A 23,170-nucleotide genomic window follows, 5' to 3' on the forward strand; every position below is an offset into this window, starting at 1 on the left:
GGCGGGCAAATGATTTCGGCCGACACCATCGTCGCGCTTTCCAGCGGCCGCCTGCCCGCCGGCGTCGCCGTCATCCGCATTTCGGGGCCAAAGACTCGATTCGTTGTCGAAACGATCGCCGGCGGTATGGTTAAGGGCCGCGTGGCCAGCCTGCGCAAGCTGCGGGCGCCCGATGGCGGCGTGCTCGACAGTGGCCTGGTGATCTTTTTCCCCGGCCCCGGCAGCTTCACCGGCGAGGACGTGGCGGAATTCCAGGTGCATGGCGGCCGCGCCGTGGTGGCGAGGCTGTTGGAGACGATCGCCGGTTTCGAAGGCGTCAGGCACGCCGAAGCGGGCGAGTTTACGCGCCGGGCCTTCCTTAATGGCAAGGTCGATCTGGTAAGGACGGAAGCGCTGGCCGATCTGGTCAACGCCGAGACCGAGGCGCAGCGGCGCTTCGCGGTGCAGAATGCCGAGGGCGCGCAAGCCGAGCTTTATCTGAGCTGGCGGCGGCGGCTGATCCATGCGCGCGCCATGATCGAGGCCGAGATCGACTTTGCCGACGAGGACGATATTCCCGGGTCCGTTTCGGACACGGTCTGGTCTGACGTCTCGGCGATGATTGGGGAGATCGACCGCCACATTGCCGGGTTTCGTGCCGGCGAAATCCTCCGCGACGGGTTCGAGGTCGTTATCCTCGGCGCCCCAAACGCCGGCAAGTCGAGCCTGTTCAACGCTTTGGCGCGGCGCGATGCAGCTATTGTAACGGATGAGCCAGGCACGACGCGGGACCTGCTCGAGATCGTACTTGACCTCGAAGGCCTGCGGGTCAGGCTGACCGACACCGCAGGCCTGCGCGATGCGGCCGGCAAGGTGGAAGCGATCGGCATCGAGAAGGCGCGAGCCAAGGCGCATGGCGCCGACCTCTTGCTCATCCTCGTGGATATGGCCGACCCGCATCCCGTTGCTCTTCAACGCGAGGGGATCGCGACCCTGCGCGTGGGCACCAAGCTCGATCTGGTGCACGGGCAAGCCGCTGCCGGGGGCTATGATCGCGCCATCTCGACGAAGGACGGGACCGGCGTGGCGGAGCTGTTGACCGAGATCGCCAGGCTCGCGGCCGCGCAGGTCGGCGAAGCGGGCGACATCCTGCCCTCACGGCTTCGCCACGTTGAATTGCTAGGCGATGCCAACCGCTTCCTGCTGCGCGCGGCCGAGAGCCCGGACGCCGGGCAGGAACTGCGCGCCGAGGATCTGCGGCTGGCCGCCGACCGGCTCGGCCGGATCGTCGGCGCTGTCGATGTCGAGGACATGCTGGATGTGATTTTCTCGCAGTTCTGCATCGGGAAATGATTCACGTGGAACATTGTCGGGGCGCGGACGCCGTCAAGCCTCCCTTCTCCCCGTCACTATACGGGGAGAAGGTGCCGGCAGGCGGATGAGGGGCAGCGCTGACCTCGGCTTCTATCACGACGGGCCCGGCCGATGACTCACGTGAAACAGAAGGGCTCTCCGACCGACGTTGTTTCACGTGAAACGGCTGCGCCGGGGTCAATCGCCAGCGTCGGCGCTACCCCGCACTTGCCTGCCGGCATTCTCTTATCCGGCATTCTCTTATAAGGACGGGGAGAGGGCGCGCTGTTATTTCCAGTTTCGGCAATTATCAGCCTTGTAAATGAAGGTGCCGGCTTTGCGGTCAGCGCTGTCTCCCTGTGCCAGGGAGAAGTGCCGACACGGCGCCGGGGGGCGGCGCCGGCGGTCGATACACGTGACTCACGTGAAACACTACAATGAGGCTCGCCGTCCTGTTTCACGTGAAACTCCCGCGAAGTTTCTTGACACCGTCCCGCTGCGGGGACATCTCTCCACCAAACTTCGAATCCAGGGCGTTTTGAAATGACCGATCACTATGATGTGGTTGTGGTGGGTGGCGGCCATGCGGGCAGCGAGGCGGCCAGCGCGGCTGCGCGTGCGGGCGCCAGGACAGCGCTGGTGACGCTGCGTTTCGACACGATCGGCGTGATGTCCTGCAATCCGGCCATTGGCGGGCTCGGCAAGGGCCATCTGGTGCGCGAGATCGACGCCATGGACGGACTGATGGGCCGGGTGGCGGATGCCGCCGGCATCCAGTTTCGCCTGCTCAACCGACGCAAGGGGCCAGCCGTGCGCGGCCCGCGCACCCAGGCCGACCGGAAACTTTACCGGCTCGCCATGCAGGAGGCGGTCAGGCAGCAGGGCGGTCTCGATGTGATCGAGGGCGAGGTGCTCGACTTCGACATCGACGATTCGGGGTGCCTGCGCGCCGTTCTCCTGGCCGACGGCCGGCGCCTTGCCTGCGGCGCGGTGGTCCTGACCACCGGAACTTTCCTGCGCGGGTTGATCCATATCGGCGAGAAGAAGATCGTCGCCGGCCGCATGAACGAACAGGCGAGCCTTGGCCTGTCGGCGACGATGAGCCGCGCGGGCTTCAAGCTCAGCCGCCTGAAGACCGGCACGCCGCCGCGCCTCGACGGGCGCACCATCGACTGGGCGTCGCTGGAAAGCCAGGCGGCGGATGACGAACCGGTGCCGTTCTCGCTGCTGACCGACCGCATCGAGACGCCCCAGATCGAATGCGGCATCACGCGCACGACCGCGGCCACGCATGAACTGATCCGCGCCAATCTCGGGCGCTCGGCCATGTATTCGGGTTCGATCGAAGGCGTCGGGCCGCGCTACTGTCCGGCGATCGAAGACAAGATCGTCAAGTTCGGCGACCGCGAAGGTCACCAGATTTTTCTCGAGCCGGAAGGCCTGGACGACGACACGGTCTATCCGAACGGCATCTCGACCTCATTGCCGGAGGAGGTGCAGCTCGACATTTTGAAGACCATCCCGGGGCTGGAACGCGCGGTGATGCTGCAGCCCGGTTATGCCATCGAATACGACCATGTCGACCCGCGCGAGCTCCATCCGACCTTGGAGACGAAGCGCGTCGGGGGCCTGTTTCTAGCCGGGCAGATCAACGGCACGACCGGCTATGAGGAGGCCGCCGCGCAAGGTCTGCTGGCGGGCCTCAATGCCGCAAGGCGGGCGTCGGGCAGCGAGCAGGTCGTGCTCAGCCGCACCGAAGCCTATATCGGCGTCATGGTCGACGATCTGACCAGCCGCGGCATCAGCGAGCCTTACCGCATGTTCACCTCGCGCGCCGAATTCCGGCTTTCGCTGCGCGCCGACAATGCCGACGAGCGGCTAACGCCGCTGGCTGCAAGGCTGGGTATAGCGTCAGCCCGGCGGATGCAGCGGTTCGGCGAGGTGGAGCAGCGCCTCGCCGAAGCGCGCCGGCTGGCGCTCGGCGTAAAGCTGACACCCAACGAGGCGGCGCGCCACGGGCTGGAGGTCAATCGCGACGGCGTGCGCAGATCCGCCTATGAACTGCTCGCCTATCCCGGCGTCGACGTGGCTTGGCTGGCCCGAATCGATGGGAATTTCGGGACGATCGACGCCAGGACGGCGGAGCGCCTCGAAACGGAAGCGAAATATTCGGTTTATCTCGATCGCCAGAAGAGCGACGTCGCCCAGATCCGGCACGAGGAAAGCCGGCTCATCCCCGAGTCGCTCGACTTCGCCGAGGTGCCGGGACTATCGAACGAGCTGAAGCAGAAGATGCATGCGCGGCGACCGCGTTCGGTTGCCGACGCGCAGCGCATGGAAGGCATGACGCCGGCGGCGCTGGCCATCATCGTCGCTCATATCAGGCATTCCGAGAGCGCGCAAAGGGACGTCGCGTGAGCGCTGGCTCCTGGGAGAGCCTGCGCAACGCCGCCGGTCCGGTTTCACGTGAAACATTCGATCGCCTCGTGGTGTTCGAAGGGATGTTCCAGAAATGGAACCGCAGCATCAATCTCGTCGCGCAGTCGACGGCCGGCGATGTCTGGCAACGCCACATACTGGACAGCGCGCAGCTCTGGCGAATCGAGGACAAAGCGCGGCGATGGGTCGATATCGGCTCGGGCGGCGGATTTCCGGGACTGGTCCTGGCGTTCCTGCTTGCCGAGCGTGACGGCGCCAGCATCGACCTGGTCGAAAGCAATCGCAAGAAAGCGGGATTCCTGCAAGCCGTCGTCGGCCAGTTCGGTCTGCCGGCGCGTGTCGTCGCGCGCCGCATCGACGACAGCCATGCGCTTGTTTCGGCACCGGAAATCGTCACGGCGCGGGCGCTGGCGCCGCTTTCGACCTTGCTTGAGCTGGCGGGGCCGTGGCTGACATCAGGCGCGCGCGGGCTGTTCCACAAAGGCCGGGATTACCGCGCCGAAGTGCAAGAAAGCGTTAACCGCTGGAGCTTCGATCTGGTAGAACATCCAAGCATGACCGACCCTGGCGGCGTCATCCTTGAACTGTCCAATGTGCGACCTGTCTGAACAAAGACCTGTCCGAATCCGTGTTGGCGACCCAAAATGAATTCCTGGCATAGACCCATGATGAAGAACGGCCCTCGAATCATCACCGTAGCCAACCAGAAGGGCGGTGTCGGCAAGACCACCACTGCCATCAACCTGGCCACCGCGCTGGCGGCGATCGGCGAGAAGGTGCTGATCGTCGACCTCGATCCGCAAGGCAATGCCAGCACCGGGCTCGGCATCGACCGCAAGGACCGCACGGTGTCGTCCTATGACGTGCTGACCGGCGAGCTGGAGCTTGAGGAGGCGGCGATCCCGACGGCGGTGCCCGGCCTGTCGATCGTGCCGTCGACCCTCGATTTGCTCGGCATCGAGATGGAGATCGCCTCGGCGCCGGACCGGGTGCTGCGGCTGCGCAACGCCCTGCGCGCCGCATCGGCGCGTTCGGCCGGGTTTGGCTATGTGCTGATCGACTGTCCGCCGTCGCTCAATCTCTTGACCTTGAATTCGATGGCGGCGGCCGATTCCGTTCTGGTGCCGCTGCAATGCGAGTTCTTCGCGCTGGAAGGTCTCAGCCAGCTGCTCGAAACCGTCGAGCAGGTGCGCCGCTCGATCAACCCGGATCTCACCATCCAGGGCATCGTGCTGACCATGTATGACGGCCGCAACAACCTCGCCAACCAGGTGGTGCAGGACGTGCGCGAGCATATGGGCGACAAGGTCTACGAGACCATCATCCCGCGCAATGTGCGGGTCTCTGAAGCGCCGTCCTACGGCAAACCGGCGATCCTCTACGACCTCAAATGCTCCGGCAGCCAGGCTTATCTGCAGCTTGCGTCGGAAGTGATCCGCCGCGAGCGTAAATTGCGCGCCGCTTAACAAGCGTCCGCGCATGGAGCAAAAGCCGATTCGATACCGAAACAATCTGGAAGCGAAATGAGCGAAGACCTTTCGAGAAAGAGACTGGGCCGCGGGCTGGCGGCGCTGATCGGCGAGATCGACCGTCCGAGCGCGCCGGAGAAGCCTGGGATGAGTGCCGACGGCAAGGTACCGATCGAGTTCCTGACGCCCAATCCGAAAAACCCGCGCCGGCATTTCGGCGACGCCGAGTTGACCGATCTGGCGCAATCGATCCGCGAGCATGGGGTGGTGCAGCCGGTGGTGGCGCGGCCTTCGCCGTCGCAGGCCGGGCGCTACGAGATCATCGCCGGCGAGCGGCGCTGGCGTGCCGCGCAACGCGCCGGATTGACCGAGATCCCGGTCATCGTGCGCGAGGTCAACGACCGCACGGCGCTGGAACTGGCAATCATCGAGAACGTCCAGCGCGCCGACCTCAACCCGGTCGAGGAAGCGCTCGGCTATCAGCAGCTCATCGACGATCACGGCTACACCCAGGCCGATCTCGGCCAGGTCATCGGCAAAAGCCGCAGCCATGTCGCCAACACGCTGCGGCTGCTGAAGCTGCCCGACGTGATCCGCGACATGCTGGTCGACGGGGCCTTGTCGGCGGGCCATGCCCGCACGCTGGTGACGGCGGAGGACCCGGCAGGGCTTGCCAAGCGCATCGTCGAGGAAGGGCTCTCGGTGCGCCAGGCCGAAGCGCTGGCGCAGATGCCGGCCGGTCCGACCCCGGCGAAGCCGAAGCAGGCGAAAAGCGCGCCGGAAAAAGACGCTGACACGCTGGCGCTGGAAAAGCTGATGACCGGCACGCTCGGCATGATCGTGACCATCGACCACACGAACAAAGGCGGCGAGATTCGCGTGGCGTACCGGACGCTGGAGCAGCTTGACGAGCTGTGTCGGAGATTGAAACAAGAGCGGTAGTTAGCCGGCGAACTTCAACAAAGCGGAAGCTACAACGCAGGGAAAACGAGGGCTGGCTGTCCGCCAGCCCTTTCGTTTGAAGCGCTGGCGATTGGCGAAAAAGCAGCGCCATCGGCATCCGTCGCCAGCCGCGCTCGCGGCTTGACAGTGCCCGGCAACGGCGTAACCTCTATTAGACAAGGCTTAAATTAATTGCCCTAGCGTGCCGGTCAGTCGCGGCGAGGGCTATCTGCCATTCCTGCAACAGGCGTGAAATGGCACCGCCTCGCCAAAGCAATATGCCGACGCGCGCCTGACGCAAATGGGAGGTGCAAATGGCAGTCCGTTGGCAATTGTCCGGAAGTTACTTCGAAAACTGTAGCTGCGATGTCGTGTGTCCTTGCCTGCTGTCCACCAACGCGCAGCTGACATCAAGGCCGACGAAAGGCTTTTGCGACGTCGGTCTGGTCTTTCATATCGATACGGGCAGTTACGGCGACGTTCGGTTGGATGGGCTCAGCGTCGCCATGGTTGCCCACACGCCGGGTCCGATGGCAGACGGCGATTGGACGGCCGCCGCCTATATAGACGAACGGGCCGATGACAGGCAGACAGAGGCGCTAGGCGCCATCTTCACTGGCGTCGCGGGCGGCCCCATGGCGGTGCTGGCACCCTTGATCGGCACGAATCTCGGCGCCAAGAAGGTGCCGATAAGCTACCGGATAGACGGCAAGAAGCGGTCGGCGGAGATTGCCGGCGTCATGCGAATGGCGGTCGAGCCGCTGCCGACGATGCGCGAGGACGGGCAGATGTGGGCGGCCACTGGCCATCCCGTCAATCCCGACTGGCTCGCCTTGGCGATGGGGGCGGAAGGCAGTAAATTCAGCGACCATGGCATGAGCTGGGACAATTCCCGCCGGAACGGACATTACGCCCCGATCAACTGGTCCGGCCAGCAGTAGCCGTTGGCCGCAGAGTACGGGACGTACTTCGTCCATGGTGCAGACGTTGCAGCGATACATCATTCTCGCGCTGCTGATCGCTATCGCGGCGGCGGCATGGACCTTGCTCATCCGGCAGCAGACGGGCATGGACGCGGACATGCGCATGGAAATGTACTCGCTCACCATGGGCATGAAGGCGCCGCTGTTTCTTGCCGTCTGGATGATCATGATGATTGCCATGATGTTTCCGACGGCCGCCCCCATGATCCTGACATTTCACCGGGTCCAGGCCGGCAAACGGGGCCGGGGCGAGACCTTTGTCTCGAGCTGGGTGTTCGTGGCCGGGTACATGCTGGTCTGGGGCGTGATGGGCGTTATCGCCTTTGCCGGCGCGGCGGGTGCGGAGGTGCTCGCCGGGCATGTGGGATTGTCCACGGCGACGGCCGCGCGTTTCGGCGGCGCGCTGCTGATGCTTGGGGGCGCCTATCAACTTTCCCCGCTGAAGGATCTGTGTCTGGCCAAATGCCGCACGCCGATCGGCTTCATCCTGACCTCATGGCGCGATGGTTACTGGGGCGCGGTTCGCATGGGCCTGGAGCATGGACTTTTCTGCCTCGGCTGCTGCTGGCTTTTGTTTCTCGCCCTCTTTCCTCTCGGGATCATGAACGTTGCCGCAATGGCCGTGGTCACCTTGCTGATATTCGCGGAAAAGACCCTGCCGTCTGGAAATGGGATCGCGAAGCTGTCGGGGATCGCTCTGCTGCTCTATGGCGCGGCGGTGCTGGTCTTTCCACAGGCGCTGCCGACCTTTGAGCCGGTAGGCGCCATGACAATGAATTGATCAAAGGAGGGAATTGACCAACGGAGGCAGGCGCCCGGTGCCGAAAGGGCCTAACGCTGTGCCAGCCTCGCGCTTTCCACCGCGATCCCGAGCAGCGCCTGCCTTGCCAGCGCCACCGACAGGTCCGGCCTTCGCCGCGTCTGCAGCACGGCGGTCTGCAGCCGGGTCAGCGCGCGGCCGAGCGCCTCGACGCTCCAGCGTTCCAGCGCCTTCTCCACCAGCTTGCGGCGCGAGAAGAAAACCGGCGGGCGCGCCGCCGCCACCACCGACGCGGCATTGCGGCCGCCGGCCTCCATCTGGCCGCGCATGGACTGCATCGCCTGAAACTGCCGCATCGCCGAGGACAGCACCAGGAAGGGTTGGCCGCCTGCCTGGCAATGGCGGGTGAAGGCGGTGTCGAACTCGCCGACCTTGCCTTCGAGAAGCGCGTCGACGGCATCGTCGAAGGACGCGCCGGAAACGTCGCCGGACATCGCCCTGACGTCGTCGAGGCCGATTTCCTTCTGGCCATGGACATAAAGCAGCAGCTTGTCGATCTCGCCGCGCGAGGCCAGCCGGTCGCCGCCGAGATTGCGGCGCAGCGCCTGTCTTGCCTCAAGCGTCATCGTCGCGCCGGTCTTGCGCAGCTCATCGTCGATAACGGCATCGATGTCCCTGGCCTCGTCGGCATAGCAGGGCAGCGCCATGGCGTTGTCGGCCGCCTCGACGACGGCGCGCAGTCCGACGCCCTTCTTGAGATCGCCGGCCTCGATGAGGATGATCGCGTCCCGCACGGGCTCCGCCGTCAGCGCCTTGACGTCGTCGGCCAGCGCCTTCTGGCCGCCGGCATTGCGCACCCACAGCAGGCGGCGGTCGGAAAACATCGGCACGGTGCGCGCCTCGTCGAGCAGCCGGCCCTCGTCGCGCTCGACTTCGGAGCCGTCGAGCCTGACCACCGAGAAGGGGTCGTCGAGCGGCAGGCCGGTCGCGGCGGCAAAAGCCTTGGCGCGCTCCGAGACAAGGCCGCGATCGGGGCCATAAAGCAGGACGATCGCCATGCGCGGGTCCGGCTTCGCGAGCCAGGAATCCACTTCGTATGCTTTCTTCTGTGCCATCGAGGGTGGTTAGCATGATGTTGGGGCGGAGTGAACGTCTTCCAGTTCAACTCCGAAGGACTGCTTCGAGGGAAGATCGACCCCCACTCCGACGAGCTGCGCTCGACACCTCTCCCCCGATCGACGGGGGAGAGGAAGGGCGCCACGTTTGGCGGACCCGCGATTCTCCTCTCCTTCCGCAGGTGTGAAGTGGGCGCGGCAGCCAAACTTGCCAAACAATCACCTTATCTGGCGACAAATCTCACGCGACCTTGCGCCTAATTGCGCGGCGCCGCCCAACATCGACAAGAAATTTCGCCGACATATCTTCATCTTGGTGCGCGGCAGGCTGTATCGGCCGGCTTGGCCGGCCCGATGCCCGGAGGCTTGCCCGGTGAATTCGCACTGGCGGCGCGGATATGCAAATATCGGTGCCGGGCGACATGGAGGACGAAGGTCATGGCCGATGCTGGGATGTTGCGCTTCCATGTTCCGGAGCCCGAGGTGCGGCCGGGCGGCACGCCTGATTTCTCCAACGTGACCATCGCCGCCGCCGGCTCGGTGCCGCGCCCCGAAATCGACGTCGATCCACGCGCCATCCGCGACATGGCCTTCTCGATCATCCGGGTGCTGAACCGCGCCGGCGAGGCGGTGGGGCCGTGGGCGGGGCTGCTCTCCGACGAGGAACTGCTCGAAGGCCTGCGCCACATGATGACGCTGAGGACCTTCGATGCGCGCATGCAGATGGCGCAGCGGCAGGGCAAGACCTCCTTCTACATGCAGCATCTGGGCGAAGAGGCGGTGAGCTGCGCCTTCCGCAAGGCGCTCGCCCCCGGCGACATGAATTTCCCGACCTATCGGCAGGCCGGGCTGCTCATCGCCGACGGCTACCCGATGGTCACGATGATGAACCAGATCTATTCCAACGAGGCCGACCCGCTGAAGGGCCGGCAATTGCCCATCATGTATTCGTCCAAGGAGCACGGCTTCTTCTCGATCTCGGGCAATCTGGCGACGCAGTATATCCAGGCGGTCGGCTGGGCGATGGCCTCGGCGATCTCGAACGACTCAAGGATCGCCGCGGCCTGGATCGGCGACGGCTCGACGGCGGAATCCGACTTCCATTCGGCGCTGGTGTTCGCCTCGACCTACAAGGCGCCCGTGGTGCTCAATGTCGTCAACAACCAGTGGGCAATCTCGACGTTTCAAGGCATAGCGCGCGGCGGCGCGGGCACTTTCGCCGCGCGCGGGCTGGGTTTCGGCATCCCGGCGCTGCGCGTCGACGGCAACGACTATCTCGCCGTCCACGCCGTGGCGAAATGGGCGGCCGAGCGCGCGCGCAGCAACCTGGGGCCGACGCTGGTCGAATATGTCACCTACCGCGCCGGCGCGCATTCGAGCTCGGACGATCCCTCGGCCTACCGGCCGAAGACCGAATCCGATGCCTGGCCGCTCGGCGACCCGGTGGTTCGGCTGAAGAACCATCTCATCCGGCTCGGCGTCTGGTCGGAGGAGCGGCACAAGCAGGCCGAAGCGGAAATCCTCGACACGGTGATCGCGGCGCAGAAGGAAGCCGAAAGCCACGGCACGCTGCACGCCGGCGGCAAGCCGTCGACGCGCGACATGTTCGAGGGCCTCTATGCCGAGATGCCGCCGCATCTGCGGCGCCAGCGCCAGCAGGCGGGGGTCTGAGCCATGCCGAGGCGGACCATGATCGAGGCCATTCGCGACGCGATGGACGTGTCGATGGGGCGCGACGAGAAAGTGGTGGTGTTCGGCGAGGATGTCGGCTTTTTCGGCGGCGTGTTCCGCTGCACGCAAGGCCTGCAGGCGAAATACGGCAAGAGCCGCTGCTTCGACGCACCGATCAATGAATCCGGCATTGTCGGCTCGGCCATCGGCATGGCCGCCTATGGTCTGAAGCCGTGCGTGGAGATCCAGTTTGCCGACTACATGTACCCGGCCTACGACCAGCTGACCCAGGAAGCCGCGAGGCTGCGCTACCGCTCGAACGGCGACTTCACCTGCCCGATCGTGGTGCGCATGCCGACGGGCGGCGGCATATTCGGCGGCCAGACGCACAGCCAAAGCCCGGAAGCGTTGTTCACCCATGTGTCGGGGCTGAAGACCGTCGTGCCCTCGAACCCGCATGACGCCAAGGGGTTGCTGATCGCGGCGATCGAGGATCCCGACCCGGTCATCTTCCTCGAGCCGAAGCGGCTCTACAACGGCCCCTTCGACGGCCATCACGACCGGCCGGTGACGCCGTGGTCGAAGCACGAGCTGGGCGAGGTCGCCGACGGCCACTACACCGTGCCGCTCGGCAAGGCCGCGATCCGCCGGGCCGGCTCCGCCGTCACGGTGTTGGCGTACGGCACAATGGTCTATGTCGCGCAGGCGGCGGCCGAGGAGACCGGCATCGATGCCGAGATCGTCGATCTCAGGACGCTGTTGCCGCTCGACCTCGACACCATCGTGGCGTCGGTGAAGAAGACCGGACGCTGCGTCGTGGTGCACGAGGCGACGCTGACCTCCGGCTTCGGAGCGGAGCTGGTCGCGCTTGTGCAGGAAAACTGCTTCTACCATCTGGAGGCACCGGTGGCCCGCGTCGCCGGCTGGGACACGCCCTATCCGCATGCGCAGGAATGGGACTATTTCCCCGATCCGGCCCGCGTCGGCCGGGCGCTTACGGAAACATTGGAAGCCTAGAACGGGGAGGCCCGACATGGGCGAACACATCATCAAGCTGCCCGATGTCGGCGAGGGCGTCGCCGAGGCGGAACTCGTCGAATGGCATGTCAAGGTCGGCGACATTGTGCGCGAGGACATGATGCTTGCCGCCGTGATGACCGACAAGGCCACGGTCGAAATCCCTTCCCCCGTCGATGGCGAGATCCTGTGGCTGGGTGCCGAGATCGGCGACACCGTGGCGATCGGCTCGCCCATCGTGCGGCTGAAGGTGGCCGGCGAGGGCAATGTCGTTGGCGGTGCGATGCCGGCGGAAGTGACGGCTGAAAGTATCTCCGATGATACGGGGGCTCGCCCGGTCTCGGACCTGGAGCCGTCATCGCCCAATCTGTCGCCGTCATCCTCGGGCTTGTCCCGAGGATCCGCCGTCCCACAGGGATATGACGCGACCAGTTCCGGAAGGTCGGTAGATCCTCGGGACAAGCCCGAGGATGACGGCGCCAGGTCCAAGGTCAACAGCGCGCCGCGTGCGCAAGGTGAAAGGCCGCTGGCCTCGCCGGCCGTGCGGCTGCGTGCGAAGGAAGCGGGCATCGACCTCAGGCAGGTCCAGGGAAGCGGCCCGGCCGGTCGCATCGGCCATGAGGACATCGAGGCGTTCCTGGCGCGCGGGCCGCACATGGCCAAGGCATCCGGCCTCGCCCGCAACGATGCCGTCGAGGACATCAAGGTGGTGGGCCTGCGGCGCAAGATCGCCGAGAAGATGACGCTGGCGGCGTCGCGCATCCCGCACATCACCTATGTCGAGGAGGTCGACGTTACCGCGCTCGAGGATCTGCGCGCCGCGCTCAACAAGGAGAAGCGGGCGGCCAAGGGGGTAGAAAGGCCAAAGCTGACGCTGCTGCCGTTCCTGATGCGCGCGATGGTCAGGGCGATCGCGGACCAGCCCAACCTCAATGCGCTGTTCGACGACGAGGCCGGCATCATCCACCAGCATGGCGGCATTCATATCGGCATCGCCGCGCAGACGCCGTCGGGACTGGTCGTGCCCGTCGTCAAGCACGCCGAGGCGCTGGACATCTGGGAATGCGGCGCGGAGGTCGCCAGGCTGGCCGAGGCGGCCAAGTCGGGAACCGCGACGCGCGACGAGCTCTCCGGTTCGACCATAACCATCACCTCGCTCGGTGCCATGGGCGGCGTGGCGACGACTCCGGTCATCAACCACCCGGAAGTCGCGATCCTCGGCGTTAACAAGATGATGGTGCGGCCGGTATGGGACGGCACCCAGTTCATCCCGCGCAAGATGATGAACCTGTCGTCGAGCTTCGACCATCGCGTCATCGACGGCTGGGACGCGGCGGTGTTCATCCAGCGCATCAAGACGCTCCTGGAAACGCCGGCGCTGATTTTCGTGGATTGACGGTGGATCATTCGAGATGATGGCGGGAGAGCGCCCCCCTCTGCCTTGCCAGGCATCTCCCCCACAAGGGGGGAGATCAGATGTCACGCCGGCTTTCGCCAATCACCAGCGCTGCGGGATTGAGCGAGGCGCCGAAGCCTCCAATCTCCCCCCTTGTGGGGGAGATGTCCGGCAGGACAGAGGGGGGCGCGAAGAATCTCGACGGAGCGTTTCCTCGGATCGAAGGGTCACGTCATGAAAGAAATCTCCTGCAAGCTGCTGGTCATCGGCGCGGGGCCGGGCGGCTATGTCTGCGCTATTCGTGCCGGGCAGCTCGGCGTCGATACCGTCATCGTCGAGGCCGGCAAGCCGGGCGGCACCTGTCTCAATGTTGGCTGCATTCCTTCCAAGGCACTGATCCATGCAGCGGAGGAGTTCGAGAAGGTCGCGCAGATGGCGGGCGGCAACAGCCCGCTCGGCATTTCGGTGGCCGCGCCGGCGCTGGATCTGGGCAAGACGGTCGCCTGGAAGGACGGCATCGTTAGTCGGCTTAACAGCGGGGTCGCCGGCCTGCTCAAGAAGGCCGGGGTGAAGACCGTGCACGGCTGGGCGACGTTTCGAGACGGCAAGACCGTCGCGGTCGAGACCGAGACGGGAAGCCAGGTGATCCGCGCCGAAGCGGTGGTGATCGCCACCGGCTCGGCGCCGGTCGAGTTGCCGTTCCTGCCGTTCGGCGGGCCGGTGATCTCGTCGACGGAAGCGCTGGCGCTGAAGGAGGTGCCGCAGCGGCTGGCGGTGGTCGGCGGCGGCTATATCGGCCTGGAGCTCGGCACGGCCTTCGCCAAGATGGGCGCGGCGGTGACCGTGGTCGAGGCCTTGCCGCGCGTGCTGGCGCAGTATGACGCCGAACTGACGCGGCCGGTGGTCAAGCGGCTGGCGGCACTCGGCATCGAAATGATGCCAGGCGCCAAGGCCAAGGGCCTGTCGACGAAAGGCGATGCGCTGCTGGTCGAGACCCCGGATGGCAAGGATGCGAGGATCGCCGCCGACAAGATCCTGGTCACGGTCGGCCGCAAGCCGGTGACGGAAGGGTGGGGGCTCGACCAGATCGACCTCGACATGGCGGGGCGATTCATCCGCATCGACGAGCAGTGCCGCACCTCCATGCGCGGCATCTTCGCCATTGGCGACGTCACCGGCGAGCCGATGCTGGCGCACCGCGCGATGGCGCAAGGCGAGATGGTCGCCGAAATCGTCGCCGGCCATAAGCGCGGCTGGGACAAGCGGGCTATCCCCGCCGTCTGCTTCACCGATCCGGAGCTGGTCACCGTCGGCCTGTCGCCCGAAGAGGCCAAGGCGCTCGGCGGGGAAATCAAGGTCGGGATGTTTCCCTTCGCCGCCAATGGCCGCGCGATGACCAGGATTGGCGAGGATGGCTTTGTCCGCGTCGTCGCCCGCGCGGACAATCATCTTGTGCTAGGCATCCAGGCGGTCGGGCAAAGCGTGTCGGAACTGTCGACGGCCTTCGGCCTGGCGCTCGAAATGGGCGCGCGGCTGGAGGACATCGCCGGCACCATCCATGCCCATCCGACACAGGGCGAAGGCTTCCAGGAAGCGGCCCTGAAGGCGCTGGGACACGCGCTGCATATTTAGAGCGCGACAGCAAAAACTGGTGATGTTGGCGGGGCACTGCCCCCCTCTGCCCTACCGGGCATCTCCCCCTCAAGGGGGGGAGATCGGCCGTCACCTCTGCCTTCGCCAATTTCCCAACGTAGCCAAGTGAGCGGGGCGCCGAAACTGTCAATCTCCCCCCTTGAGGGGGAGATGTCCGGCAGGACAGAGGGGGGTGCTGGCCCGCCACCGGTGCGCAATTCCGGACTGAAAACCGTTTCCCGGAATTGCTCTAATTCGGCGCGCCCATCGCCTTGTCGAGCGCGGCCTTCACGTCGGCCGGCCAGGTCTTCACCGGGGGCTTGGCGTCCGGCTGGCCGTTCTCGCCGCGGCGGGCGAAATAGAGCTTGTGCTGGCCCGGGTCGACCGCCATGAAGCCGTCATTGCCGCCGCAATCGTGCGGCACGCAGCCGCTGGCGTAGAAGGCGCCGGACGCGGTCTTTTCTGTGCCGCCACCGACCAGCAGGCTGGTCGCCATGTCGGGCATCTCCTTGCCGAGCAGCGTCTCGGCCGCCTTGTAGACGGCCTCATTGTGGAAGGCGTCGATGATGTTGTCGTATTTCGACGGATCGATGTCCTTCCAGTCGGTGCCGGGTTCGGGCATGTAGGTCAGATTGCCCGCGATCGTCAGCCCCGATGTCGGCGACCATTGCAATGCCGGCTTCGAATCGCCGGGCAGGAGATAAGGCACGAAATAGATGGCGCTGTCGGAGACGGCCGTGGGCGGGGCGCCGCACTCGTCCTGCTCGACGGTGGTGCTCTGGATCTCCGCGCCTTCCGGTTTCCAGACGATCACCGTCGCCGGCCCGCACTGATTGCCTCCGTCGCCGACGTCGAACAGCGCCACCTTGACGCCGCCGACCTCGACGATCTTGTCGAAGAAGACGTCGTAATTGCTGGCCAGATGCTTGCCGTCATAGGCAAGCACCTTCTCGCCATACTGTTCCTGCTGGGTGATGGTGAACTGGCCGCCCTCGAACGGCACCGGCGCCTGTTTGTCGTCGTCGGAAACGTCGGCGGCTCCCTGATCCGTGGCCGGCGTCTCGCTTGCTGCCGGTGGCTGCTGCCCCGTCTCGGCCTGCGCATGCGCGCCGGCCAGCGTCGCCACGGTCATGGCCAGGGCGCAGGCACTGGCAAGAAGCGGGCGTGTCATGACTGTTCCTCCTTCAGCTGCCGCAAACCCGGCCAGCGACGGCCGGGCCGATGTCGTCAGCCGCGCCGTTCAGGCCCAGGGGCGTAGCTCGGCGTTCTTCTTCTCGAACGAAGCGATGGCACCGGCCTTCTCCATGGTCAGGCCGATGTCGTCGAGGCCGTTCAGCAGGCAATGACGCTTGAAGTCGTCGAGGTCGAACTTGACCACGCCGCCGTCGGGCCCGCGAATCTCCTTGGCCTCGAGGTCGATCGACAGAGTGGCGTTGGAGCCGCGCGAAGCATCGTCCATCAGCTTGTCGAGATCCTCGGAGCTGACGGTGATGGGCAGCACGCCGTTCTTGAAGCAGTTGTTGTAGAAGATGTCGGCGAAGGAGGTCGAGATGACGCAGCGTATGCCGAAATCGAGCAGCGCCCACGGCGCGTGCTCGCGCGAGGAGCCGCAGCCGAAATTGTCGCCGGCGACGAGGATCTGCGCCTTGCGGTAGGCCGGCTTGTTGAGCACGAAATCCGGATTCTCCGAACCGTCGTCCTTGTAGCGCATCTCGGCGAACAGGCCGCTGCCGAGCCCGGTGCGCTTGATCGTCTTGAGATAGTCCTTGGGGATGATCATGTCGGTGTCGACGTTAACGATCGGCATGGGCGCGGCGACGCCGGTGAGCTTGGTGAATTTTTCCATGGTCTTTGCCCGTCTTCCTGGCATTGCGGGGGATTGCTGGCGCCCGGTTTACACAAAGCCGGCGACAAATAAAAGGCAGGTGTTCGCGCGCGTCGGCACGGGGTGCCGCACAAACGGCTTCGAATTCGCGGCCCGATGGTGCAGTCTGGCTGTGATGGCTGAAAAAATCCTCTATGCACGCGAACCCGCGCTCGACGTCGCCGAATTCCGCCGCGTGCTGGTGGACTCCGGCCTTGGCGAGATCCGTCCCGTCGACGATGCCGACAGGCTGCGGGCGATGCTGTCGGGCGCCAATCTGGTGCTGACCGCGCGGCTGGATACCGAAGGCAAGCCGCTGGTCGGCGTCATCAGGGCCGTGACGGACTTCTCCTGGGTCTGCTACATCTCCGATCTCGCCGTTTCCGGATCGGCGCAGGGGCTCGGCATCGGCAAGGGACTGATGGACGAGGCGCGGCGGCAGCTCGGCCCGTCCGTCGCCATCAGCCTGGTTTCCGTGCCCGACGCCGCCGGCTTCTACGAGCGCATCGGCATGATGCGCATGGCCGACGCCTTCTGGTTCTCCCGCACGCGCTGACATTTTTCTCCTGTGGCCGGATTCAGCAGCCGTTGGCATGACATGTCGCCTTGACATGCAACCAAATGGTTGCATATTAGAGCCATGAGCATGGACGCCGTCTTTCGCGCTTTGGCCGACCCGACCCGCCGGCAATTGCTGGACAGCCTTCATGACAGGAACGGGCAGACGCTGAACGGGCTGTGCGCTGAGATGGATATGACCCGCCAGGCGGTGACCAAGCACCTGGCGATCCTCGAGGAGGCGAACCTTGTCACCACAATCCGCAAGGGGCGCGAGAAGGAGCACTACCTCAACCCGGTTCCGATCAACGAGATCGCCGAGCGCTGGATCGGCAAATTCGAGCGGGGGCGGCTCTCCGCCCTCGGCGATCTGAAGAGACGCCTCGAAAGGGAAGACTGATGAGCAACGCCTTCGTTTATGTGACCTACATCCGCACCACGCCCGACAAGCTTTGGCAGGCGCTGACCGAACCGGAATTCCACGAGCAATATTTTCTCGGCGCCCATATGCAGAGCGACTGGAGAAAGGGCTCGGCGTGGAAGATGGTCTATGCCGACGGCCGGGTGACCGACAGCGGCGAGATCCTCGAAGTCGATCCGCCAAGGCGCCTGGTGATCAAATGGCGCAATGAGTTCATGCCGGACGTCAAGGCCGACGGCTACACCACCTGCAGCTTCGTCATCGAGCAGGAGGGCGACATGATGAAGCTTGCCGTCACCCATGCGGCCGACGGCCCGCACAAGCTGCTGGAGCATGTCGGCAAGGGCTGGCCGCTCGTCCTGTCGAGCCTGAAAAGCCTGCTCGAAACCGGGCAGGGCCTGTCTCGGCCCGCGTCGAAAGGCTGAAAAGGCATCGCTTCTCAGCCGAAACAATCCTCCGGAGGCATCGATGTTGCATGTCCCTATGCCAAGTTCAGCCGTGCAGAGCATGACCAATGGCGAGACGGTGATGGCCCAGGCCGAAATCGGCGCGCCGGCCGAGCGCGTCTTCCGCGCGCTGATCACGGACGAGGTCGAACAATGGTGGGGATCCGCCGACACCTACCGGATGGTCGATTGGTCTGCAGACCTTCGCGCCGGCGGCCGCTGGACCGTCACGGTCCGTGGAGCCGACGGCAGGGAATTGCCGGCCAACGGGGAATTCCTCGATATCGAGGTGCCGCGCCGGATCGTGCAGACAAGGGCCTATGCCTGGGACCATCCGACGCTTGGCCGCCGGCAAACGACGGTCGCCTGGCTGCTGGAACCAACCGCCGCGGGCACGCGCCTCACCATCTGCCATGGCGGCTTTGCCGGGCTGGCCGAAGCGGCGGCCGAACATGCCGAGGGCTGGGGACGCGTGCTGGGCTGGCTACAGGCGTATTTGGGTGCGGGAAGCCGAGTGGCGGCTTAGCCGACTGGTGGCGGTGCAGAGCCTTTTGATGTCAGCGTCAAAGAGGGACCTTGACTCGGCTCAAATCACATTCAACTCGCGGAACGCCCGCCCTTCGGCAACGCGTTCGTAGCCAAAGGGGGAGCAATCGATCGTGCGGTAGCCACCATGGACGATCAGCTCGGCCAGCGCCTTGCCCACGGCGGGCGCCTGCTGCAGGCCGTGGCCGGAAAAGCCGTTGGCGAAGAGGAAATTGCCGACTTCGGGATGCGGGCCGATCACCGCGTTCTGGTCGAGCGTGTTGTAGTCGTAATGACCGGCCCAGGCGCGCGTCGGCTTGATCGCCTCGAAGGCCGGGATGCGGGTCGCCAGCACCGGCCAGATCACCTCTTCGAACAGCGGCCAGTCGACGTCGAAATCGGCGGGATCGGCCGGGCCGTCGCCCTCCTCCGGCTCGGCGCCGCCGGTGAGATAGACCGAGCCTTCCGGCCTGACATAGATGCCGGACGGGTCGACCAGCAGCGGCATGTCGGCATATTTCTCGCGCGCCTCGAAGACGAAGACGTTGCGCTTGCGCGGCTCGACCGGCAGCGCCAGCCCGGCGAGTGCGGCGACCTTGCCCGCATTCGGCCCTGCGGCATTGACAAGGATGCCGGCCTCGAGCCGTTCGCCATTGTCGAGGCTGACGCCGGTAACGCGGTCACCCTGCCGCTCGATGCCGGTGACCGAAGCATTGATGAAGTCGATCTTCTTCTCACGCAACGCCTTGCGGAACAGCATCAGCATCGCATGCGCGTCGAACCAGCCCTCGCCGCTGCGGCCATAGGCGCCGGCGGTGATGCCCTCGGCCGACAGCCATGGAAAACGGCGCACGAGCTGTTCGGCGTCCTCCAGCAAAATGTCGGCGCCTTCGGCAAGCTGTGCCTCGTGGTTGGCCCTGAGGATCGGCAGCCCGGCCTCGCCGGCGAGAATAAGATAGCCGCCCTCGCGAAAACCGATGTCGGCGTCCGTGCCGAATTCTTCCTTCAGCCGCCGGAACAGTTTCAGCGTGAATTGCGACAGGCGGATATTTTCCGGAATGGAGAATTGCTGGCGGATCGAGGCCATGGATAGCGTCGTCGCCGCGTGGGAAAATTGCGGGTCGCGCTCGACCAGCGCGATCGAGCCGGAAAAGCCCTCCTCGCGCAGATAATAGGCGATCGAGGAGCCGACGATGGCTCCGCCGATGAGGATGATGTCGTAGCGCACTTTTTTCTCCGATCGCTGCCGGCGTCCTTACGCGACCGGCAAAACAATCTCGAAGCGCGTGCCGCGCTCGGAGTCAACCAGCCTGATCGTGCCATCCTGCGCTTTCAGGAGGGCCAGCACGATGCCGAGCCCCATGCCGGTGCCCCCGGTAGAGCACCGCGCGAGGCCGCCTGCTCCCTTGCCTCAACCCGCGGCAGGCGGCATAGATTTGGCATGACGACCGATCCCTACCGCCCGCGCCGCTCGGTGCTCTATGTCCCGGCCTCGAACGACAAGGCGCTGGCCAAGATGGCGCAGCTTGCCTGCGATACCGTCATCATCGACCTGGAGGATGCCGTCGCCCCGGCCGAGAAGGTCGCGGCGCGCGAAAAACTGGCCGGCATCTTCAGCAATCGTCCTGATACCAACCATAGTGGCCGGCGCTGCGAGATGGTGGTGCGCATCAATGCGCTCTCGAGCGAATGGGGCGGCGCCGACCTGCTGGCGGCGGCCAAGGCGGAGCCGGACGGCATCCTGCTGGCCAAGGTCGACACGCCCCGCGACGTGCTCGAGGCGGGTGACGTGCTCGACGACAATTCCGCCCCCGACAGCGTGAAACTATGGGCGATGATCGAGACGCCGAAGGCCGTGCTCAATGTCGGCGCCATCGCCGAACTTGGCCGCGATCCTGCCTCGCGGCTTGATTGTTTCGTTGCCGGAACGAATGACCTGACCAAGGACACCGGCATTATGGCGACGTCGGACCGGCGTTATCTCCTGCCGTGGCTGATGCAGATGGTGCTGGCGGCGCGTGCCGGCGATCTCGATATCGTCGACGGCGTCTTCAACGATTTTCGCGCGCTCGATGCTTTCAGCCGCGAATGCACGGAAGCGGCCGCCATGGGCTTCGACGGTAAGACGCTCATCCATCCCGCCCAGATCGAGGCGGCGAACCGTGCCTTTGCGCCATCGGCGGAGGCGGTGGCCAAGGCCCGCGCGGTGAAGGAGGCCTTTGCGCTTCCGGAAAATGCCGGCAAGAACGTGATTGCGCTGGAGGGAAGGATGGTCGAACGGCTGCACCTTGCGCAGGCCGAAAAACTGCTGGCGAAGGCGGCGGCCGTCGGCGCATGATGTGCCGTGTTGGATTGCCGATCGCGGGCGATGGACTGACGACAGGAATTGAATGATGAAACTCTACCGCTTTCTCACCGCTCCGGACGACGCCAGCTTCTGTCACAAGGTGACGGCGGCGCTGAACAAGGGCTGGCACCTGTTCGGCTCCCCCACCTACGCCTACGACAAGAAGACCAAGACCATGCGCTGCGGCCAGGCCGTGGTGAAGGATGTCGAGGGCCAGGAATACGGGCCGGACACCAAGCTCAGCGACTGGTAGCCCCTCGCATCCACAGCCACGCCGCCAGCCAGGCGATCGATGCCGCAAGCATCGCCAAGCCCAGGTCAAGAGCCAGCTCCGGAACGAACGCACGAAGCGCGATCGGCACCGCGCCAATGAGATAAAGAGCGAGAGGAATGCGCGGCACGCCTCTTGCAACGGCGAGAGAGATTACAAACGCGAGCGTTCCAACCAGAAAAAGAACCGAACTGGCGACCAGAGCCAGACCGAGCGGTCCGGCTCGCAGCTCGACGATGGTTGTGAGCGGAAGCTTCGAAAATACCAGATTGATCACTGCTTCCACGCCTACCAAACTTGCCAACGCAACGAAGTTGATGACAAACGCGATAGTGCCGAACAGCCCCGCGCGCCGGCCAAACGCAAGAAACAGGCCTACGACGAGGCCAAGTGCCAATATCTCGGCGACTGGTGCGAGAAGTTGCGTCAGATCGGTGGTCGCGATGAGCGAGCTGCGTTTAGCCGCGTTGACCAGAAGAATAAGCGCGCTTCCCATCCCGGCGACGGCGGCAAGCCGATAAAGCGTGAGGCTGGGCACAGTCGCGCTCGACTGAACAATCGCGAAATTCTCCTGCTGAAGTTCTTCGGCTGGACTCTGATGCGAAATGACCGATTGCGGGCGGGGTGGGGCTGTTCTGGCGAGCATGTTCGTCTCCTCAGCTGGGAGTTCGGGAGCCGCGAAGACCGTAGGCCTGTTCCGATCCCGTCTGTAATCACTGCTTACATCCTCTGGCCGGAATTGTAAACGGCGATTACATAAGTCGCGGAATCATGCTACAGAGGCGGGGAGTTGCTCCACGAAACGAAGGGAAAGAGATGGCAAAAGCCGAGGCGCCTCATCGCACTGGTTACCACCATGGCAATTTGCGGGAGGTCCTGATCGATGCCGCGGTTCAACTGGTCGAGGAAGGCGGCCCCGACAATGTGAGCGTGCGCGAAGCCGCAAAACGTGCCGGCGTTTCCCCTGGCGCGCCATTCCGTCACTTCAGCAACAAGACCGCGTTGATGACGGCTGTCGCGGAGCAGGCAATGAGCCGATTCCGCTCGGAGATCACGAATGCGGTCGAGAAGGTTGCGACGGACGATCCGATCGAACGCTTTGCCGCTGTTGGAATCGCCTATTTGCGCTGGGCAATTCGAAACCCCACCCACTTCCAGATCATCTCGACACGCAATCTTATTGATTGGGATGCTTCGGAGTCGCTGCGTCACGATAATGAAGCGGTGCGTTCGCTGATGGAAGCGTCAATGGCAGAAGCACAGCGGCGAAACATGCTCCGGTCGGACGACATGGCAGAGACCCAGATAGCCGCGAGGGCGCTCGTCTACGGGCTCGCACGCATGTACATTGATGGACATTTTGCGCAATGGGCAGTGGCAGGACATACCGGGGAGCAGACTGTGCAGAACGTATTAAAACATTTCGTCACACTCATTGTGAAATAACGGCCTGACGTAGAACCGGTCACTCGGCTGCCTCTTCGATCTTCTCCATATCGTCGTCCGAGAGGCCGAAATGGTGGCCGATCTCGTGGATCAGCACATGGGTGACGATGTCGCCCAAAGTCTCCTCGTTCTCGGCCCAGTAGTCGAGGATGGCGCGGCGATAGAGCGTGATGCGGTTCGGGCCTTCGCCGGTCTGCGGGTTCCAGCGCTCGGCGATGCCGCGTCCCTCGAACAGGCCGAGCAGGTCGAAGGGCGTTTCCAGCGACAGGTCGTCCATGATCTCGTCGGTCGGGAATTCGGCGATCTGGATGACGATCTCGCCGGTCAGCTTGCGAAAATCCTCGGGCAGATGGGCGTATGCCTCCAGCGCCAGGAACTCGATCTCGTCCATCGACGGCGAAAGCTGGTCGTGCCAAACGCGGGTCTTGTAGATGCGGGCCATGCTTTGTCCTTTGATCCCGGCATATAGGCTTTTGGGCCACAATCGGCAAATGACGCGGCGGCCAACCCCAGGATTGCTTACGGCACCGGGAGCC

The 23,170-nt window shown here is 64.7% G+C and carries 24 protein-coding genes and 1 pseudogene; 18 read left to right on the forward strand and 7 right to left on the reverse strand.

Features of this window, described 5'->3' with window-relative positions; genetic code table 11:
- Positions 1 to 9 precede the first annotated feature (9 nt).
- The 7 genes from mnmE to FJ986_RS07195 all read left to right on the forward strand — a co-directional run bounded on the left by mnmE (position 10) and on the right by FJ986_RS07195 (position 7,946).
- Positions 10 to 1,332 carry a tRNA uridine-5-carboxymethylaminomethyl(34) synthesis GTPase MnmE gene (mnmE, locus tag FJ986_RS07165; protein WP_140559172.1) on the forward strand — a complete coding sequence of 441 codons (1,323 nt, stop codon included), beginning with the start codon at positions 10 to 12 and terminating at the stop codon, positions 1,330 to 1,332.
- A 543-nt stretch (positions 1,333 to 1,875) separates the two neighbouring features.
- Complete coding sequence (mnmG, locus tag FJ986_RS07170; RefSeq protein ID WP_140673839.1) at positions 1,876 to 3,750, forward strand: tRNA uridine-5-carboxymethylaminomethyl(34) synthesis enzyme MnmG; 1,875 nt, start codon at positions 1,876 to 1,878, stop codon at positions 3,748 to 3,750.
- Positions 3,747 to 4,379, forward strand: a complete 633-nt coding sequence (gene rsmG, locus FJ986_RS07175; protein ID WP_140673841.1) for a 16S rRNA (guanine(527)-N(7))-methyltransferase RsmG — start codon at positions 3,747 to 3,749, stop codon at positions 4,377 to 4,379. The genes mnmG and rsmG overlap by 4 nt, the downstream gene beginning before the upstream one ends.
- A 57-nt stretch (positions 4,380 to 4,436) precedes the next feature.
- Entirely contained in the window at positions 4,437 to 5,237 is an 801-nt protein-coding gene (locus FJ986_RS07180) for a ParA family protein (RefSeq protein ID WP_140491929.1), read from the forward strand.
- Positions 5,238 to 5,294: 57 nt separating this feature from the next.
- On the forward strand, positions 5,295 to 6,182 hold the full coding sequence (locus tag FJ986_RS07185; protein WP_140491933.1) for a ParB/RepB/Spo0J family partition protein: 888 nt from the start codon (positions 5,295 to 5,297) through the stop codon (positions 6,180 to 6,182).
- 314 nt (positions 6,183 to 6,496) lie between these two features.
- Positions 6,497 to 7,123, forward strand: coding sequence for a DUF1326 domain-containing protein (locus FJ986_RS07190; RefSeq protein ID WP_140673843.1), 627 nt, complete (start codon positions 6,497 to 6,499; stop codon positions 7,121 to 7,123).
- Between the two features lie 34 nt (positions 7,124 to 7,157).
- Positions 7,158 to 7,946 (forward strand): DUF2182 domain-containing protein, encoded by a 789-nt coding sequence (locus FJ986_RS07195; protein WP_140514094.1) that lies wholly within the window; start codon positions 7,158 to 7,160, stop codon positions 7,944 to 7,946.
- A gap of 50 nt (positions 7,947 to 7,996) precedes the next feature.
- Here FJ986_RS07195 and holA read toward each other — a convergent pair whose 3' ends face one another.
- Positions 7,997 to 9,040 carry a DNA polymerase III subunit delta gene (gene holA / locus FJ986_RS07200; protein ID WP_140524492.1) on the reverse strand — a complete coding sequence of 348 codons (1,044 nt, stop codon included), beginning with the start codon at positions 9,038 to 9,040 and terminating at the stop codon, positions 7,997 to 7,999.
- Positions 9,041 to 9,478: 438 nt separating this feature from the next.
- Here holA and FJ986_RS07205 point away from each other — a divergent pair, with 438 nt between their 5' ends.
- The 4 genes from FJ986_RS07205 to lpdA all read left to right on the forward strand — a co-directional run bounded on the left by FJ986_RS07205 (position 9,479) and on the right by lpdA (position 14,756).
- Complete coding sequence (locus FJ986_RS07205) at positions 9,479 to 10,711, forward strand: 3-methyl-2-oxobutanoate dehydrogenase (2-methylpropanoyl-transferring) subunit alpha (protein ID WP_140514092.1); 1,233 nt, start codon at positions 9,479 to 9,481, stop codon at positions 10,709 to 10,711.
- Between the two features lie 3 nt (positions 10,712 to 10,714).
- Positions 10,715 to 11,728 (forward strand): alpha-ketoacid dehydrogenase subunit beta, encoded by a 1,014-nt coding sequence (locus tag FJ986_RS07210; RefSeq protein ID WP_140673845.1) that lies wholly within the window; start codon positions 10,715 to 10,717, stop codon positions 11,726 to 11,728.
- A gap of 16 nt (positions 11,729 to 11,744) precedes the next feature.
- Complete coding sequence (locus FJ986_RS07215) at positions 11,745 to 13,124, forward strand: dihydrolipoamide acetyltransferase family protein (RefSeq protein WP_140673847.1); 1,380 nt, start codon at positions 11,745 to 11,747, stop codon at positions 13,122 to 13,124.
- A 234-nt stretch (positions 13,125 to 13,358) separates the two neighbouring features.
- Entirely contained in the window at positions 13,359 to 14,756 is a 1,398-nt protein-coding gene (lpdA, locus tag FJ986_RS07225) for a dihydrolipoyl dehydrogenase (protein WP_140625337.1), read from the forward strand.
- A gap of 250 nt (positions 14,757 to 15,006) precedes the next feature.
- Here lpdA and FJ986_RS07235 read toward each other — a convergent pair whose 3' ends face one another.
- Complete coding sequence (locus tag FJ986_RS07235; RefSeq protein WP_140673849.1) at positions 15,007 to 15,927, reverse strand: hypothetical protein; 921 nt, start codon at positions 15,925 to 15,927, stop codon at positions 15,007 to 15,009.
- 69 nt (positions 15,928 to 15,996) lie between these two features.
- Positions 15,997 to 16,602: a 3-isopropylmalate dehydratase small subunit gene (gene leuD, locus FJ986_RS07240; protein ID WP_140559178.1), complete on the reverse strand. Its 606-nt coding sequence runs from the start codon at positions 16,600 to 16,602 to the stop codon at positions 15,997 to 15,999.
- Positions 16,603 to 16,756: 154 nt separating this feature from the next.
- Between leuD and FJ986_RS07245 the strand changes: the two genes are divergently transcribed.
- From FJ986_RS07245 to FJ986_RS07260, 4 genes are all read left to right on the forward strand, one after another.
- Positions 16,757 to 17,176: a GNAT family N-acetyltransferase gene (locus FJ986_RS07245; protein ID WP_140491962.1), complete on the forward strand. Its 420-nt coding sequence runs from the start codon at positions 16,757 to 16,759 to the stop codon at positions 17,174 to 17,176.
- Between the two features lie 90 nt (positions 17,177 to 17,266).
- A complete protein-coding gene (locus FJ986_RS07250) occupies positions 17,267 to 17,578 on the forward strand; it encodes a metalloregulator ArsR/SmtB family transcription factor (protein ID WP_140514430.1) in 312 nt (103 codons plus the stop codon).
- Positions 17,578 to 18,024, forward strand: a complete 447-nt coding sequence (locus FJ986_RS07255; RefSeq protein ID WP_140673851.1) for an SRPBCC family protein — start codon at positions 17,578 to 17,580, stop codon at positions 18,022 to 18,024. The genes FJ986_RS07250 and FJ986_RS07255 overlap by 1 nt, the downstream gene beginning before the upstream one ends.
- Positions 18,025 to 18,067: 43 nt before the next feature.
- Positions 18,068 to 18,571: an SRPBCC domain-containing protein gene (locus FJ986_RS07260; protein ID WP_140673853.1), complete on the forward strand. Its 504-nt coding sequence runs from the start codon at positions 18,068 to 18,070 to the stop codon at positions 18,569 to 18,571.
- 60 nt (positions 18,572 to 18,631) lie between these two features.
- Here FJ986_RS07260 and FJ986_RS07265 read toward each other — a convergent pair whose 3' ends face one another.
- Both FJ986_RS07265 and FJ986_RS07270 read right to left on the reverse strand, forming a co-directional pair.
- Positions 18,632 to 19,798: an FAD-binding oxidoreductase gene (locus tag FJ986_RS07265; protein WP_140673855.1), complete on the reverse strand. Its 1,167-nt coding sequence runs from the start codon at positions 19,796 to 19,798 to the stop codon at positions 18,632 to 18,634.
- 27 nt (positions 19,799 to 19,825) lie between these two features.
- Positions 19,826 to 19,948, reverse strand: a pseudogene (locus FJ986_RS07270) (ATP-binding protein); the annotation flags it as partial.
- A 63-nt stretch (positions 19,949 to 20,011) separates the two neighbouring features.
- Between FJ986_RS07270 and FJ986_RS07275 the strand changes: the two are divergent.
- Both FJ986_RS07275 and FJ986_RS07280 read left to right on the forward strand, forming a co-directional pair.
- Complete coding sequence (locus FJ986_RS07275) at positions 20,012 to 20,908, forward strand: CoA ester lyase (protein WP_140524505.1); 897 nt, start codon at positions 20,012 to 20,014, stop codon at positions 20,906 to 20,908.
- A 55-nt stretch (positions 20,909 to 20,963) separates the two neighbouring features.
- A complete protein-coding gene (locus FJ986_RS07280) occupies positions 20,964 to 21,170 on the forward strand; it encodes a DUF1737 domain-containing protein (RefSeq protein WP_140493464.1) in 207 nt (68 codons plus the stop codon).
- On the opposite strand, the gene FJ986_RS07285 is transcribed toward FJ986_RS07280, so the two are convergent.
- Entirely contained in the window at positions 21,157 to 21,834 is a 678-nt protein-coding gene (locus FJ986_RS07285) for a hypothetical protein (RefSeq protein ID WP_210239597.1), read from the reverse strand. The genes FJ986_RS07280 and FJ986_RS07285 overlap by 14 nt on opposite strands.
- A 170-nt stretch (positions 21,835 to 22,004) precedes the next feature.
- On the opposite strand from FJ986_RS07285, the gene FJ986_RS07290 reads away from it, so the two are divergent.
- On the forward strand, positions 22,005 to 22,634 hold the full coding sequence (locus FJ986_RS07290) for a TetR/AcrR family transcriptional regulator (protein WP_140670562.1): 630 nt from the start codon (positions 22,005 to 22,007) through the stop codon (positions 22,632 to 22,634).
- A 19-nt stretch (positions 22,635 to 22,653) separates the two neighbouring features.
- Here the strand turns inward: FJ986_RS07290 and FJ986_RS07295 are convergent, their stop codons facing one another.
- Positions 22,654 to 23,076, reverse strand: coding sequence for a metallopeptidase family protein (locus FJ986_RS07295; protein WP_140554748.1), 423 nt, complete (start codon positions 23,074 to 23,076; stop codon positions 22,654 to 22,656).
- Between the last annotated feature and the right edge of the window lie 94 nt (positions 23,077 to 23,170).

This window comes from Mesorhizobium sp. B1-1-1, assembly GCF_006442955.1.
Classification (GTDB): Bacteria; Pseudomonadota; Alphaproteobacteria; order Rhizobiales; family Rhizobiaceae; genus Mesorhizobium.